Annotated in this window: 10 protein-coding genes; 3 read left to right on the top strand and 7 right to left on the bottom strand. The window is 72.9% G+C overall.

All coding sequences use genetic code 11. The features are described 5' to 3' along the window. Nucleotides 1-183: 183 nt before the first annotated feature. From BBK14_RS18180 to BBK14_RS18165, 4 genes are all read right to left on the bottom strand, one after another. Nucleotides 184-2,133, bottom strand: a complete 1,950-nt coding sequence (locus tag BBK14_RS18180) for an ABC transporter ATP-binding protein (RefSeq protein WP_071064110.1) — start codon at nt 2,131-2,133, stop codon at nt 184-186. After that, nucleotides 2,130-3,863 carry an ABC transporter ATP-binding protein gene (locus BBK14_RS18175; protein WP_071064108.1) on the bottom strand — a complete coding sequence of 578 codons (1,734 nt, stop codon included), beginning with the start codon at nt 3,861-3,863 and terminating at the stop codon, nt 2,130-2,132. The genes BBK14_RS18180 and BBK14_RS18175 overlap by 4 nt, the downstream gene beginning before the upstream one ends. Before the next feature lie 440 nt (nt 3,864-4,303). After that, nucleotides 4,304-4,771 carry a hypothetical protein gene (locus tag BBK14_RS18170; protein WP_071064106.1) on the bottom strand — a complete coding sequence of 156 codons (468 nt, stop codon included), beginning with the start codon at nt 4,769-4,771 and terminating at the stop codon, nt 4,304-4,306. Between the two features lie 360 nt (nt 4,772-5,131). Next, nucleotides 5,132-6,019, bottom strand: coding sequence for an SDR family oxidoreductase (locus BBK14_RS18165; RefSeq protein ID WP_083391051.1), 888 nt, complete (start codon nt 6,017-6,019; stop codon nt 5,132-5,134). A gap of 273 nt (nt 6,020-6,292) precedes the next feature. Between BBK14_RS18165 and BBK14_RS18160 the strand changes: the two genes are divergently transcribed. The 3 genes from BBK14_RS18160 (at nt 6,293) to BBK14_RS18150 (ending at nt 10,592) form a co-directional block, all read left to right on the top strand. Continuing rightward, nucleotides 6,293-7,438 carry an acyl-CoA dehydrogenase family protein gene (locus tag BBK14_RS18160; protein ID WP_020463826.1) on the top strand — a complete coding sequence of 382 codons (1,146 nt, stop codon included), beginning with the start codon at nt 6,293-6,295 and terminating at the stop codon, nt 7,436-7,438. Nucleotides 7,439-7,584: 146 nt separating this feature from the next. Then, nucleotides 7,585-8,775, top strand: a complete 1,191-nt coding sequence (locus BBK14_RS18155; RefSeq protein ID WP_071064104.1) for a serine hydrolase domain-containing protein — start codon at nt 7,585-7,587, stop codon at nt 8,773-8,775. Nucleotides 8,776-9,695: 920 nt separating this feature from the next. Further along, nucleotides 9,696-10,592 (top strand): hypothetical protein, encoded by an 897-nt coding sequence (locus BBK14_RS18150; RefSeq protein ID WP_071064102.1) that lies wholly within the window; start codon nt 9,696-9,698, stop codon nt 10,590-10,592. 59 nt (nt 10,593-10,651) lie between these two features. Here the strand turns inward: BBK14_RS18150 and BBK14_RS18145 are convergent, their stop codons facing one another. The 3 genes from BBK14_RS18145 to BBK14_RS18135 all read right to left on the bottom strand — a co-directional run bounded on the left by BBK14_RS18145 (nt 10,652) and on the right by BBK14_RS18135 (nt 15,466). Then, nucleotides 10,652-11,224: a methylated-DNA--[protein]-cysteine S-methyltransferase gene (locus BBK14_RS18145; RefSeq protein ID WP_071064100.1), complete on the bottom strand. Its 573-nt coding sequence runs from the start codon at nt 11,222-11,224 to the stop codon at nt 10,652-10,654. Beyond that, on the bottom strand, nt 11,221-12,864 hold the full coding sequence (locus BBK14_RS18140) for an AlkA N-terminal domain-containing protein (protein ID WP_071064098.1): 1,644 nt from the start codon (nt 12,862-12,864) through the stop codon (nt 11,221-11,223). Before BBK14_RS18140 ends, BBK14_RS18145 begins: the two co-directional genes overlap by 4 nt. Before the next feature lie 187 nt (nt 12,865-13,051). Next, complete coding sequence (locus BBK14_RS18135; protein WP_071064096.1) at nt 13,052-15,466, bottom strand: putative bifunctional diguanylate cyclase/phosphodiesterase; 2,415 nt, start codon at nt 15,464-15,466, stop codon at nt 13,052-13,054. Between the last annotated feature and the right edge of the window lie 36 nt (nt 15,467-15,502).

Raw genomic sequence — 15,502 nt, 5'->3', positions numbered from 1 at the left:
CGAGAATCCCAGGCGTCTTGACGGCGCCGCGCACGTCGCAGTTCCCGCGGCCCGCGTGGTCAAGCCTACTGGCCGCCTCAGCCGCCCCCGCCGCCCACGCGCCCGCGAGGGCCCGGCCGCCCGCCCTCCACCGCCCGGACGGCCGGTGCCCCCGGAGACCAGTGCCCGCGCAGACCCGTGCGCTCAGCCGGTCTCGACGACGGCCTGGGCGAACTGGGCCTTGTACAGCCGCGCGTAGGCGCCGTCCGCCTCCAGCAGGGCGTCGTGGTCGCCCTGCTCGACGATCGCGCCGTCCTCCATGACGAGGATCGTGTCGGCGTCCCGGATGGTGGACAGCCGGTGGGCGATCACGAAGGCCGTGCGGCCGGCGCGCAGCCGGGACATCGCCCGCTGGATCAGCACCTCGGTGCGGGTGTCCACCGAGCTCGTCGCCTCGTCCAGGACGAGGATCAGCGGCTCGGCGAGGAACGCGCGCGCGATGGTGATGAGCTGCTTCTCGCCGCCGCTGACCCCGACGCCCTCGTCTTCGAGCACGGTGTCGTAGCCGTCGGGGAGCGTGCGCACGAACCGGTCGACGTGCGCGGCGCGGGCCGCCTCGACGACCTGTTCGTGGGTGGCGCCCTCGGCGCCGTAGGCGATGTTCTCCGCGATGGTGCCGCCGAACAGCCAGGTGTCCTGCAGCACCATCCCGATGGATCGCCGAAGGTCCGCCCGCGACATCTCGGCGATGTCGACGCCGTCCAGGGTGATCCGGCCCTCGGTGACCTCGTAGAAGCGCATCAGCAGGTTGATCAGTGTGGTCTTTCCGGCGCCGGTGGGCCCGACGATCGCCACGGTGTGCCCCGGCTCGGCGACCAGCGACAGGTCGTCGATGAGGGGCTTGTCCGGCTCGTAGCGGAACGCGACGTGCTCGAAGGCGACCCGGCCGTGGTCCTGCTCCGGGCGGGCCGGCGCCAGCGGGTCGGGCTCCTGCTCGGGCGCGTCCAGCAGGTCGAACACCCGCTCCGCCGACGCGATCCCGGACTGCACCATGTTCCCCATGCTGGCGAGCTGCGTCAGCGGCTGGCTGAACTGTCGCGAGTACTGGATGAACGCCTGGACGTCGCCGATCGACAGCGCGCCGGAGGCCACCCGAAGGCCACCGACGACGGCCACCAGCACGTAGTTCAGGTTGCCGATGAACATCATCGCCGGCTGCATGAGACCGGAGATGGACTGGGCCCGCCAGCTCGCCTCGTAGAGGCGCTCGTTGTGCTCCCGGAAGATCTCGGCGGACTCCTCCTGCCGGCCGAACGCGCGCMCCAGGGCGTGCCCGGTGTACATCTCCTCGATGTGGCCGTTGAGCCGGCCGGTCGTCTTCCACTGGCTGACGAACTGGGGCTGGGCGAACTTGCCGATCCGGGTGGTGATCACGATCGACACCGGCACCGTGACGACGGCGATCAGCGCGAGGATCCAGGAGATCCAGATCATCATGGCCAGCACGCCGATGATGGTCAGCACCGAGGCGATCATCTGGGACAGGCTCTGCTGCAGGTTCTGCCCGAGGTTGTCGATGTCGTTGGTGACCCGGCTGAGCACCTCGCCGCGCTGGCGGCGGTCGAAGTACCGCAGCGGCAGGCGGGTGATCTTCTCCTGCACATCGGCCCGCAGGTCGCTCAGCATCCGTTGCAGGGCCTTGTTCGCCAGCCGGGCCTGCAGCACCGCGCAGAGACCCGCGATGAGGTAGACGATCAGCACCACCAGCAGCACCCGGCCGATCGCGCCGAAGTCCATCCCCTCGCCGGGGGTGAAGTCGACGGAGGACAGCAGGTCGGCCTGGGTGCCGTGGCCCTCGGCACGCAGCCGCGCGACGGCCTCGGCCTTGGTCGTCCCGGCGGGCAGCCGGGAGCTGAGCAGGCCGGCGAACACCAGGTCGGTGGCGTGCCCGAGCAGCCGCGGCCCGGTGACGGTGAGGCCGATGCCGACCACGGCCAGCCCGACCGCGGGGATCAGCAGCGCGCGCTGCCGGCCCAGCAGGCGGAGCACCCGCCGGGTCGAGGCCGCGAAATCCTCGGGCTTCTCGCCCCCGGCGGCGAAGAACCGACCGGGGCCTGCCATGGGGCGGGCCCCGCCCGCGGGTGGGCGGGTCATGCCGCCTCCTCCTCGGTGAGCTGCGAGAAGACGATCTCCCGGTAGGTGTCGTTGCCCGCCAGCAGCTCGCGATGGGTCCCCGTGCCCACGACCTGGCCGTCGTCCAGCACGATGATCTGGTCGGCGTCGCGGATGGTCGCCACCCGCTGGGCGACGATCACCATCGTGGCGCCGGCTGTCTCGCGCGCGAGCGCCGCGCGCAGGGCGGCGTCGGTCGCGTAGTCGAGCGCCGAGAACGAGTCGTCGAACAGGTAGATGTCCGGACGCCGGACCAGCGCCCGGGCGATCGCGAGCCGCTGGCGCTGCCCGCCGGAGACGTTCGTCCCGCCCTGGGCGATCGGGGTGTCCAGCCCGTCGGGCATCGCCTCGACGAAGTCCCTGGCCTGGGCGATGTCCAGGGCGCGCCACAGCTCGGTGTCGGTGGCCTCGGGATCCCCGTAGCGCAGGTTGGACGCGATCGTCCCGGTGAACAGGTACGGCTTCTGCGGGACGAGGGCGACGGTCTCGGCCATCAGCTTCGGGTCGATGTCACGGACGTCCACCCCGTCGATCAGGACGGCGCCCTCGGAGACGTCGGACAGCCTGGGGACCAGGCCGAGCAGCGTGGACTTGCCACTGCCGGTGCTCCCGATGATCGCGGTGGTCCGCCCGGGGCGAGCGCGCACGCTGACCCCGCGCAGCACCGCCGCCTCGGCGCCCGGGTAGCTGAACATGACGTCGCGCAGCTCCAGCTCGCCGTGGCGCGGCAGCGTGCGCACCGGGTCGGCGGGCGGGCGCAGCGTCGACTCCGTCCCCAGCACCTCCTGGATGCGCTCCGCGCACACCTCGGCCCGCGGAATCATCGAGAACATGAAGGTGGCCATCATGACCGACATCAGGATCTGCATCAGGTAGCTGAGGAAGGCCGTCAGCGCCCCGATCTCCATCGCACCGTCGTCGATCCGGTGCGCGCCGAACCAGATCACGGCGATGCTCGAGACGTTCACCACCGCCATCACCAGCGGGAACAGYAGCGCCATGATCCGACCGAAGCGCAGGGAGACGTCCGTGAGGTCGGCGTTGGCGGTGCCGAAACGGCGCTTCTCGTGGTCGTCCCGGACGAAGGCGCGGATCACCCGCAGGCCGGTGATCTGCTCGCGCAGGATGCGGTTGACCTCGTCGAGACGCTCCTGCATCTTCCGGCCCAGCGGCTGCATCCGCCGGACCAGCAGGGTGATCATCGCCGCGAGGAACGGCACGATCGCGACGAGCAGCAGCGAGAGGCCGGCGTCCTGGTGCACCGCCAGCGCGATCCCGCCCAGGCACATGATCGGCGCGGAGATCATCATGGTGAACGCCATCAGCACCAGCATCTGGATCTGCTGGACGTCGTTCGTCGCCCGGGTGATCAGGGACGGCGCGCCGAAGCGGCCGACCTCGCGGGCCGAGAACGACTGGACCTGGTCGAACACCGCGGCCCGGATGTCGCGGCCGACCCCCATCGCGGTGCGCGCGCCGAAGAACACCGCCGCGGCCGAGCAGACGGCCTGCAGGAAGGTCACCCCGAGCATGATCCCGCCGAGCCGGACTATGTAACCCGTGTCGCCCGGCACCACACCGTTGTCGATGATGTCGGCATTCAGGGTCGGCAGGTAGAGCATGGCCAGGGTCGCGGTCAGCTGCAGCACGACCAGCAGCGCGATCGGCCGTGAGTAGGGGGGTAGGTGGTTCCGCAACAGCCTGGTCAGCATGTGATCTCCGTCGGCGGGTGACCCGGCMCGCGCCCGGCTCGGCTGATCCGGGTGCTGGGCGGCGCGGGGTCCTCCATTGATCCGGGTGCTGGGTGTGATCCGGGTGCTCGGTGCGATCCGGTGCTCGGTGTGATCGGACGCTTGGCGTGATCGGACGCGGGTGGCGTGGGCCGTCCGTTGGCAGGTCGACCGACGCGTCGGGAAGCTGGCGATACAGCGTACCGGGGCGCACCGACCATTCCTGGCGGGCGCCGCACGATGCCCGGACCGTCATGATCGGAGATCACCGTGACTGACAGTGGGAGAGACTGCCGGTGGGAGATCGCCAGCGCCCGGGATGTTCGGCGGCGGTCGCACGCGTACCGGCCCCGGGCTTCCGACGATGGTCGGGGCCCGGGGCCGGGTGGAGCTCGCTCGGCGGTGGCCGAGCGCGCATGCGCTCAGCGGCGCTCGAGCGCCCAGGACGCCGCGAAGGCCACGGCAAGTACCACACCGACGATCAGCAGACCGCCGATGATGTAGAAGCCCACCGTCTTCACCAACGCGATGAAGATCGGTAGAGCGGCGGCGAGCAGGAAGAGCCCCCGGCTGCGCACCGGGGCGTTGAACAGCGCGGCGAGCTTGCGCGGCCCGCTCTCCCGCTGGATGTTGAGCTCGTCGACCATCGACGGCATCACCCGGATCGTCGACCAGGTGAGCGCGACGAACGCGATGGCCAGGCCCCACCCGTAGAGGAACCCGACCCCCCGTCCGAACGCGTCGAACGAGGCGCCCGCACCGATCACCGTGATCGCCAACGGGATGTACCAGCCGGTCGTGCGGTCCTGCCGGGCCTGCCCCGCGAACCGGCGCGCCTGCGCGAACCGCTCGCCCCGCCGGCCACCCTCGCCCGGGTTCATGTTGACCATCGTGTTCCTCCCCTCGACGGCCCCCGTCCGTCCTGTCCCGCTGGGACCGGCCGCGTCCCCCAGGCAGCGCGGACCGTTCGCCCTCGACTGCGAGGACGCGTCCACCCAATCGTCCTGCAGGACGGCACGCCGACGCGCGCGTTCCGTCACTTTCGGAGGAACCCGCGAACGAGTGGACTTATTGCCCGATACGGACCGTCCGGCATATTCCGCCCGGGACAACCGGTCCCCAGCCGCCGCCAGGGGCGACCCGGCGCCGCAGGCTCCGGACGGGGTGGGGCGCGCGGCGGGGAGGTCGTCCTGGCCCTTCACGAGGACCCGGCCGATCATCCAGACGTCCCGGGTGGGCGCGGGGTGGAGTCAGCCCTGGGACACCGGGACTACGACGAGTTCCGCGACGTTCACGTGGGGTGGGGCGGAGGCCGACCAGGCGATGACCTCGGCGACGTCCACGTCACTCAGGGGGTTTGCGACTGACCTGCGCAACTCGGCGAGCGCCTCGCGGGAGCCAGGGAAGACCATGTCGTCGCCCAGTTCGGTCTGCACCAGGCCGGGCTCGACCGTGCGCACCCGCACCCCGCGGGGGCCCAGCTCGACGCGCAGGTGACGGGTCAGATGCTCGATGGCGGCCTTCGTCGCGTCGTAGACCGCGAAGTTCGGGAAGACCTGGTGGCCGCCGACCGAGCCGATGTGGACGAGGTCCGCGCGCCGGCCCTCCGCGGCGGCGGCCAGCAGGTCGTCGATGAACACCCGGCCCGTCCACAGCAGGCCGACCAGATTGGTGTCGATCATGCGGCGCCACTCGTCGACGTCCGCCGCGGCCCAGGGTGCGGCGAGCATCGTCCCGGCGTTGGCGACGACCAGGTCGGCGCGGCCGAGGCGCTCGTGGACCTGGTCGGCGATGCGACGCATCCCGTCCGGGTCGGTCACGTCGCCCGTGACGGGCAGGATCCGCTCGTTCTCGTCGGCCAGGGACCGCAGGCGCGCCTCCCGGCGGCCGACCGCGGCGACCACGGCGCCGTCGGCGGCGAGCCGCCGGGCGGTGGCCGCGCCGATGCCGCTCGTGGCACCGGTGACGACGGCGATCCGTCCCGTGGCGGGCATGCCAGGCAGGCCGAACATGGCGACGTGCCGGGCCGCCTCGGCGTCGTCGGGCCACTGCGGCTCCGGGCCCTGCCCCGGGGCCGCGCCCGGCCGTGAGGGCGCATGGGGGCCAGCGGGCCGGGTCTCGGTCTCGTGCTCGGTCACCGGTCGAGGGTGTCACCTTCCGCCCATGATCGCGCGCCGTGCGTTCATCCGCGAGGGTCCGTCTCCGCGTCGATGCAGTAGATCGAAACGGAGCCGATGCAGCGAGGCGTCGGAAACGCGGCAAGCCCGTCGTCTCAACCACGAGGCGCGGTACAACTCTTGCGTCGCACGTTCCGAGACGGACGGATCCGGCACCGACGGAGACGATCGCGCGCGGGGGTTCCGGCTCCACGCGGCGCGAGGGCGATGACCGACGACGCACGGGAGGACACCATGCCCGCCGAACGGCAGCTCCCCTCATCGGAAGCGCGGGAGCTGATCGAGCTCACCGCCACCATGTGCGACCGCGAGCTTGCTCCGAGAGTCACGGAGTACGAGGCCGCCAGCCGCTTCCCGCGCGAGGAGTTCGCGGTGCTCGGCAAGGCCGGGCTGCTGAGCCTGCCGTACCCGGAGAGCTTCGGCGGCGGCGAGCAGCCGTACGAGGTGTACCTACAGGTGCTGGAGGAGATCTCCTACCGCTGGGCGGCCGTGGCGGTCGGGGTGAGCGTGCACGCGCTGTCCTGCTACCCGCTGGCGACCTTCGGCACCCCGGAGCAGCAGGAGGAGCACCTTCCCCGGCTGCTGTCCGGTGATCTGCTCGGCGCCTACTGCCTGTCCGAGGCGCACGCGGGGTCGGACCCGGCGGCGATGCGCGTGACGGCCACCGCCACCGACGACGGCTACCTGCTCAACGGTACGAAGGCGTGGGTGACCCACGGCGGCGCCGCCGACTTCTACACGGTCTTCGCGCGGACGTCGTCCGACACCCGCGGCGGGATCTCCTGCTTCCTCGTCGACGCGGGCACGCCCAACATCAGGTTCCACCCGCCCGAGAAGAAGATGGGGCTGACCGCGTCGCCGACGACGCAGATCAGTTTCGACGACGTCGCGGTCCCGGCGTCGCGCCTCATCGGCAAGGTGGGGCAGGGCCTGTCGATCGCGCTGTCGGCTCTCGACTCGGGCCGGCTGGGGATCGCCGCCACCGCCGTCGGGCTCGGGCAGCGCGCGCTGGACGACGCCGTCGCGTACGCGAAGGAGCGGGAGGCGTTCGGGAAGGCGATCATCGACCATCAGGGGCTCGGCTTCCTGCTGGCCGACATGGCGGCCGCCGTCGAGTCCGCGCGGGCCACCACCCTGGCCGCAGCCCGGCGCCGGGACGCCGGGCTGCAGTACGGGCGCGCCGCATCCGTCGCAAAGCTCGTCGCAACGGACGCGGCCATGAAGGTCACCGAGGACGCCGTGCAGGTCCTCGGCGGCGCCGGCTACACCAAGGACTTCCCGGTGGAGCGGTACATGCGCGAGGCCAAGGTGATGCAGATCTTCGAGGGGACCAACCAGATCCAGCGCCTCGTCATAAGCCGCCACCTCGCCCGCGGCTGACCGGACGCGGCGGCAGGGATCGGGCAGGACGGAACCCGCCCAGGACGACGCCTGTTGAGGACTGAGGTCACACAGACCTCACATCTGGTGTCAATACTGTGCATCCTCGCCCTGGATCCGGAACTCACGGCTGATCGAGGTCCCAGATGCGCCGTCCGCCCCGTCTCGTCCTTGTCCTCGCCGCCGCGCCGTTCGCGGCCGCCCTTGTCGCCGGCTGCACGCAGGGTGGCGGGGCCTCCGGGACGCCCGCCACGACATCCGGGCCGGTCACCGCGTCGGGTGCCGCGCCGACGGCGGTGGCGGTGCCGGGCGACAGCTGGGAGACGGTGGACCCACGCGCGGTCGGTCTGGACCCGGTGAAGCTCGAGGACATCGCGCACGCCGCCGAGCAGGGCAAGTCCAACTGTCTGCTGGTCTCGCGCAACGGCAGGATCGCCGGCGAGTGGTACTTCAAGGGCTTCACCCCGACCACACCGCAGCCGGTCTTCTCCATAACGAAGTCGCTGACGTCCACGCTCGTCGGCATCGCGCAGGACGACGGTGACCTGCGGCTGGACGATTCCGCCGGCACCTGGGTGCCGCAGTGGAAGGGCACGCCGGCGCAGGCCGTGACCGTGCGCGACCTGGTGAGCAACGACTCCGGGCGGCAGTGGAGCACGACGATCGACTACCAGGAGCTGATCGCGGCGCCCGACCAGACCGCGTTCGCGGTCGCGCTGCCCCAGGAGCGGCCGCCCGGCGAGGTCTGGGCCTACAACAACTCGGCCATCCAGACGCTGGAGCAGGTGCTGAGCGGCGCCACCGGGCAGGAGGTCAGCGACTACGCCCGGGAGCGGGTCTTCGAGCCGCTCGGCATGGCCGGCAGTCGGATGACGACCGACCGCGCCGGCAACACCCTGACGTTCATGGGCCTGCAGACGACCTGCCGGGACGTCGCCCGTCTCGGCTACCTGATGCTCGCGCACGGGGAGTGGAACGGTCAGCGGGTCGTGTCGAGCGACTGGGTCACCGAGGCCACCGGGCGGTCGTCCACGGAGATGAACGCCGCCTACGGGTACCTGTGGTGGCTCAACCGCGAGGGCGTCCTCGCCCAGCCGCTGGCGGCCTCCGACATCTCCGCGGCCGCCGACCCCACCACCCGCCACGGTCAGCTGGTGCCGACGGCGCCGGCGGACATGTACTGGGCGATCGGGCTTGGCAACCAGATCCTGCAGATCGACCCCGGGTCCGGCACGGTCGTCGTCCGGCTGGGTAGCGGGGAGGCCCGGCCGCAGCCGCCGACATTCGGTGTCGCGGACGCCAGCCGGGTGGTCACCGAGGCCCTCGTCGCCAACTGAGCCCACCCGCGGTTCCCGGCGGCCGTGCCAGCCGGTCCCTCTGCGGTCCGCGGTCGCCCGTGGCTGCCCATGGCTGCCCATGGCCGGCGCCGGCCGGGCGGGGGCAATTCGCGGCAATCGGCGGGAAAGATCAGAATAGTCCGGAGGATCGCGGACGGACATCCGTCGCCATCCGGGTTCGCCGTTCCTGATCCATCGTGACGGGCAGTGGCCGTCGGCCTGTTTCGGTCGGGTCAGGGAAATCATCTCGACATTGATCGGACGGCCGCCGGGTTGCGACGGCGCGTTGCGACGCAAGCCCCGTTCCGGCTGGTCAAGGCCTGACGCGACGGCGTCCCGATCCTCGGGTTGTGCGGCCTTGCCGCGCATTCGGGTGCCGGGTTTCCTGATGATGCAACGTTTCGCGGCATTACGCCGATGTTCATCCGGTAAAGGGGGAAACAGGTGTGGGAACACATAGCGGGTGGCGTGCCCGCGAGCGGCGCTCACCGGCACGCGAACGGGATGGGCTCAACGTCGGACGTCCGGGCGGACCGGTTCGGGAAGACACACGGTTCGTGACGGCTGACCGTTCCGGACAGGACGAAAACGCCGGCCAGACAGCCAGCATCCACACATCACGGGCACACGGGTCGTATCATGCGCAGCGACCGGAGCGGGGGGTCGGGGAACCCGCCGGTGCCACCGTCCCCCCGTCCGGCGCATCGAGGTCGCGCCGACGAGCGGACCGGAGAGAGGATCTGCGCAGTGCCGCGAACTCGTCCTTCGGCCAGCCTGCCAGTGCAAGTCCGGGTGGTGTGTGGGTGAGCCTCGCGGGGGCGCGCCCCAAAGGGCCGCGAGCCGATTTGAAGGACGGGCCGCAGCGAATCCTCCTTACCCGTTTAAATGAACTTAATAATCCCTATCGGGTCAGCTATGAGATGGTGGCCCGGGCGCTGTGGTCCGACCCCGGTCCCACGAAGATCCAGCGCTCGCGGACGCGTGACCTGAGCCGCCAGTTCCGCGGCGAGAAGGCCATCGAATGGCGGGTGGTCGAGGTCTACGTCAACCTGCTGTTCACCGAAACCGATCCGGCGCGCGCCGCACACCTGGAGAACCTGCGTCAGCTGCACGTCCAGGCGTTCGGCGCGACCGTCGACCCCGACGGCCAGCCCACCCCCGAGCCCGAGCCACCGGCCATCGACCCGGCCTACGTCGCCGAGCTCAAGCGTCAGCTCGAGGAGTCCCGCACCCGCGCCTCGTTCGCGACCGCGCTGCTCGTGATCGTCCAGGCGGAGAACACCGCGCTGCGCGGGCGGGGGGCGTCGTTCGACTGGTTCGGCCCGGCGGCGGCCACCGCCGGCGCCCCCGGCAACGACGGCGCCGCGGCTGACACCGCGGCCGGTGGCAAGGCCGGCGGCGCGAACGGCACCGCGGTCGGCGGCACGGGCGCGCCTGGCGGCGGAGCCGGTGCGGGCGACGGGCGCGACCGGTCCGCTCGGCGAGCCCGGCCCGGATCGGACGGCGGCGGCGGCGTGTACCCGCTCATCGACCCGGCCACCGCTCCCATCGTGCGCCGGCAGGGCCATCGCGCCGGGCAGCGCCGCCGGCCGGGCTCACCGGCCGGCGCGGGTGACTCGCCGGGGCCCGGGGGAAAGACCCCCGTGTACCTCTCCGGGGCGGCGCAGGCCCCGCCGTCGACGCTGACGGCCCTCGCCCGCAACCGGTCGGTCACGGCGGCGTTGTACCGCCTCCCGACGCCCGAGCAGGCCTCCGACGACCTCGGGCTCGACATCCTCGTGGGGCGGGAGAAGCGCCGCCGCGGAAGGCCACGCTGAGGGCACGGGGAGCACCTCGTCGGCGGAGCAGCATCACGGAACAGCGCCGCGGAACGGCGTCAAAGCAGTGACAGGCCGGCGGCCTGCTGCTCGAAGGCGAGCAGGTGGCGCTTGCGCTCCAGGCCGCCGCCATAGCCGGTGAGGCTGCCGTTCGCACCGATCACCCGGTGGCACGGGACGATGATGCTGATCGGGTTGCGACCGTTGGCCAGTCCCACCGCGCGTGACGCGCCCGGCTGGCTGAGGCGGCGCGCCAGCTCGCCGTACGAAATCGTCTCCGCGTACGGGATGTCGCACAGTGCCTTCCACACCTTGCGTTGGAAGTCGGTGCCGGTCGGGTTCAGCGGCAGGTCGAAGGACGTCCGGCGGCCCGCGAAGTACTCGGCGAGCTGGCCGGCGGCGGCCTGGAGGACGGCGTCTCCGGGGGCGGTGGTCCCGGGAGCGGTGGTCCCGGGGGCGGCCGGGGCCGGTTCGCCGAACCAGGCCTGGTCCGGCAGGTGGCGCTGGGCGTCCAGGTAGCAGCCGACGAGCGCGCCGCCGCTCGCCACCAGCGTCAGCGGCCCGACCGGGCTCTCCACGACGGCGTGCGTGCGCTCGGCGGCGTCCGGCGGGACGGGTTGGCTGCGGGTCACAGGCGTTCCTCTCGGCGGGCGGTGGCCGGGCCGGGGTGATCCGGCGCGGGCATCCGGTTGACTGGATGGTCGAGCACCGCCCACAGGTGCTGGACGGCATAGGCCCGCCAGGGGCGCCAGGGGGCGGCATGCCGGGACAGCGCGGCGGGGGTGGCCGGCAGACCGAGCCGTTCGGCCCCTCGGCGGACACCGAGATCACCGGGCAGGAAGGCGTCCGGGTCGCCGAGGGCCCGCATCGCGATGGTCTCGAGCGTCCACGGGCCGATGCCGGGCAGGACCGCCAGCGCGGCGCGGGTCCGCTCCCAGTCTCCGCCCGCACCCAGCTCGATCATGCCGGACACCAGCCCGCCGACCAGCGCGGCGAAGGTCCGCCGCCGGGCGGCCGGCAGGGCGAGCCCGCGCGGCGCCCCGGCCCGGCGGCCGGCCGGGACGGCGTCCGCGAGGGCGGTGGACTCGGCGTACTCGGTGTGCTCGGCGTACTCGATGTGCTCGGCGAGGTCCGCGATCTGTGGCCAGAGGTGGGTGAGGCCGCCTTCCGGATCATGGATCGGCGTGCCGACGGCCGTGACGAGCCGCGCGGCGTGGGTCCGCGCCGCCGCGACGGAGACCTGCTGTCCGAGGACTGCGCGCACCGCGAGCTCGGCCGGGTCGACGGTGCGCGGAACACGCCGGCCCGGTGCCCGCGCGACCAGCGGCGCCAGCGCCGGGTCGGCGGCGAGCTGCCCGTCGACGGCGATCGGGTCCGCGTCGAGGTCGAGCAGCCGGCGGCAGCGGCCGATGACCGGCGCGAGGTCGCGCACGTCGGTGAGGGCGAGCCGGCAGCCGATGTGGTCGGGCAGCGGCCGCAGGGCGACGATCGCGTGCCCGTGCGGCGTGCGCATCGTGCGCCGGTAGGCACCGTCCCGCCACTCCTCGACCCCGGGAACGGCCGTCGCGACGAGGTGCCCGAACAGGTTGTCGGGATACAACGGGGCCCGGAACGGCAGCCGGACGGTCAACGTCACGGCACCGGTGGCCGCCCTCGGTACCGGCACGACGGACGGGGGCGTCGCCGGGTTGCGACGGCGTCGCAGATCGCTCGGCGCGGCGGCGAAGACCTCGCGCATGGTGTCGTTGAAGGCGCGGATGCTGTTGAAGCCGGCGGCGGTCGCGACGTCGCCCATGCTCAGGTCCGTGGTCTCGAGCAGGAGCCGGGCGGTCTGGGCGCGCTGGGCGCGGGCCAGCGCGAGCGGCCCGGCACCGAGCTCGGCTGACAGGTGCCGCTCCACCTGGCGTGCGCTGTAGCCGAGCTGACCGGCAAGCCCGTGGACACCGTCGCGGTCGACGACGCCGTCCACGATGAGCCGCATCGCGCGCGCCACGACGTCGGCGCGGTGGTTCCACTCCGGCGAGCCGGGACTCGCGTCCGGGCGGCAGCGCTTGCAGGCCCGGAACCCGGCGCGCTGCGCGGACGCGGCGGTCGGGTGGAACCGCATGTTCTCGGCCCTGGGCGGCCGCGCCGGGCAGCTCGGCCGGCAGTAGATGCCGGTGGAGGTCACCGCGACGAAGAACCACCCGTCGAACCGGGCGTCCCGCGACCGCACCACCCGCGCGCACAGCTCGGCGTCGAGATGCGGGCGGGCGGGCGCGGTGATGGGCACCCGTCCAGCATTCGCGCGCGGGAACCGCCAGGTCCAGCGAGAATCCGACACCACGGTCCGCGGCCGGGTCCGGCGGCCGGGTCCGGCGGCGGCATCGACCGCGTGGCCCGACGTGGGCCAATCAGCGCGTGTGCCCCCAGCGCGGGCCCGGGTCGGTGGTCACCGCGCGGGCCGGGCGGGGGCTCGGTCAGCTGGCGGCGAAGGCGCGGCTGAGCATGGTCGCGGCGAACTCGTCGGCGGGGACCGGCTCTCCGAACAGGTGGCCCTGGCCCAGGTCCGCGCCGAACGAGCGCAGCGCCGCCGCCTGCTCCGGCTCCTCGACCCCCTCGGCGGTGACCGACAGCCGCAGCCTGCGGGCGAACTCCACGATCGCCTCCACGAGGTGGTCGTCCCGGCCGGGCTCGGTGCCCCGACCGAGCTTCTCGACGAAGAGCCCGGCGAGCTTCAGCCCGCGCACCGGCATGGTCGACAGGTAGACGAAGTTCGACCACCCCGTGCCGAAGTCGTCGATGACGATGCGGACGCCCAGGTCGTTGAGCGCGTGCAGCGCGGTGACCTGGTCGCCGCCGGAGTCCATGAGCACCGTCTCGGTCAGCTCGAGCTGGAGCCGCCGCGGCGGCAGGCCCGTCCGGTCCAGCACCTTCTCGACCGCGCCGACCAGGCCCGGCTCGCGGAGCTGGCGGGCGGAGAGGTTCACGCTGATGAACATGTGCGCCGGCCAGTCACGCGCGGTCTCGCAGGCCCGTTCGAGCACCCACAGCCCGAGCTGGACGATGAAGCCGGAGTCCTCCGCGAGGGCGATGAACTCACCCGGACGGGTTGGCCCGAGGCGGGGGTGGTCCCAGCGGAGCAATGCCTCGGCCCCGGCGACCGTGCCGTGCCGGAGGTCGATGATCGGCTGGTAGGCCAGCGAGAACTCGCCTCTGTCCAGGCCCGGGCGCATCGATCGGGACATCAGGCCACGTGCGGCCTCCCGGGTGCCGCGGTCGGGGTCGAAGGCCGTCCACCGGTTCTTGCCGCCGTTCTTCGCCCAGGTCAGCGCGGCGTCGGCCGCCGCGACGAGGTCGGACGGGCTGGTGTCGGCGACCGCCATCTCGACCACACCGATGCTGCACGTCGCGGGCAGGTCGCGGCCGTCGACGCGGGCGGGCTCGCGCAGCGTGTCCAGGACCCGCCGGGCGATGCCGGTCATCTCGTCGAGCCCACCGCAGTCCGGGACGAGAATCATGAACTCGTCACCGCCCATCCGGGCCACGGTGCGCTCCGCCACGGCGATCCCGCCCAGCCGGCGGGCGACCTCGGCGAGGAGCTGGTCGCCCACCTCGTAGCCGAAACCCTCGTTGATCATTTTGAACCGGTCGAGGTCCAGACAGCACAGACCGACCCGCGCGGACGGCGGCGCGTCCCGGAACACCGCCTGCAGCCGGTCGAGGAACTCGGCCCGGTTCGCGAGTCCGGTCAGCGGGTCGTGCTGGGCATGGAAGCGGAGCTCCTCCTGCAGGCGGCGGCGTTCGGTGATGTCCTCGAGCATCACGACGCCGAACCAGTCACCGGCCACTCCGGGCCAGGTGGTCGAGAGCGTCAGCGCCACCCAGGTCGGCGTCCCGTCGGGCCGCAGGATGCGGCATTCTCCGCGGGACCGGCCGCGCCGGGCCTCACGCCACAGCCAGCGCACCACCTCCCGGTCGGCCGGATGGACGATCTCGGGCAGCGGCCAGGCCAGCGGGGCGGTGTGCCCGCTGAGGCCGAGGATCTCCAGCGCGGCGTCGCTGGCCTCCACGATGCGCCCCGTCCGGTCGGCGACGAGCATGCCGAGGGCGGTGCCGCTGAGCACGGCGTGCAGCCTGGTCTGGGAGATCCGCCGCTCGCGCTCGGCGCGGGCCCGGGCGCCGAGGTCGACGCGACGCGCTGCGGCCTGGCCGTCCCGCGTGCGCTCCCGGAGGGTCTCGGTGTGGCCGCGGACGAGCTCGCCCAGCAGGTCCACGACCCGCTCCGTCGACGCGGCGGGCACCCGGCCCGGCAGCGTGTCAGCCCGTGGCGGCCTGCGCAGCAGAGCGCCCTCGCCCGACGGCCCGGCCCCGGGAGCGGCCGCGCCGCTGTTCCCCATCGCGGCGGTCGCCGTACCCGTGGGCACCCGCCCGGCGAGCCCCTTCGCGGCGGTGGCCGTGGCGGCAGGCCCCGTCGCCGCGGGTGCGCCGCCGGCGAGCCCCATCGCGGCGGTCGCCGTCGCGGCGCCCGGGTGAGCCGTGCCCGCCGGGCTGGTCTCGGGGCCGTCGGCCGGGCGGGCCCAGCCGCCGGTGTGGTGGGCCAGGTGCCGGCCGAACAGCCGGACGGTCCGTCCGAGGGCCTCACCGGACGTCACGTGGCCGTGGACCAGCCGCGCGCCCACGTCATAGCCGATCTCGGGCCGGAACGGCTCGGCACTCACCGCCCGGACCAGCGCCGCCGCCAGGCGTGCCAGCCAGGCGCGGGCGTCCGCGGCGGCGAGCGGAAGGAGATCGACCGCAGTGATCTCGGCGAACCACCGGTCCACCAGGTCCGCCGTCTCGGTCTCGATCGTCACCGGATACCTCAGTCCCGCCGTGGAGTACCGCTTCCGCATTGCCGGTCATTCACCGGAACTGCTCGCTTACCTCGC

The sequence above is a fragment of the Parafrankia soli genome, assembly GCF_001854695.1.
GTDB lineage: Bacteria > Actinomycetota > Actinomycetes > Frankiales > Frankiaceae > Parafrankia > Parafrankia soli.
The sequence above is the reverse complement of the archived record's forward strand: the minus strand, read 5'-3'. Positions and strand labels throughout refer to the sequence as shown.

Excerpts from the sequence above, each read along its gene's own strand:
- BBK14_RS18170 (WP_071064106.1), bottom strand. The coding sequence starts at position 4,771 with ATGGTCAACATGAACCCGGGCGAGGGTGGCCGGCGGGGCGAGCGGTTC.
- BBK14_RS18160 (WP_020463826.1), top strand. The coding sequence starts at position 6,293 with ATGCCCGCCGAACGGCAGCTCCCCTCATCGGAAGCGCGGGAGCTGATC.
- BBK14_RS18155 (WP_071064104.1), top strand. The coding sequence starts at position 7,585 with ATGCGCCGTCCGCCCCGTCTCGTCCTTGTCCTCGCCGCCGCGCCGTTC.
- BBK14_RS18150 (WP_071064102.1), top strand. The coding sequence starts at position 9,696 with ATGGTGGCCCGGGCGCTGTGGTCCGACCCCGGTCCCACGAAGATCCAG.
- BBK14_RS18135 (WP_071064096.1), bottom strand. The coding sequence starts at position 15,466 with ATGCGGAAGCGGTACTCCACGGCGGGACTGAGGTATCCGGTGACGATC.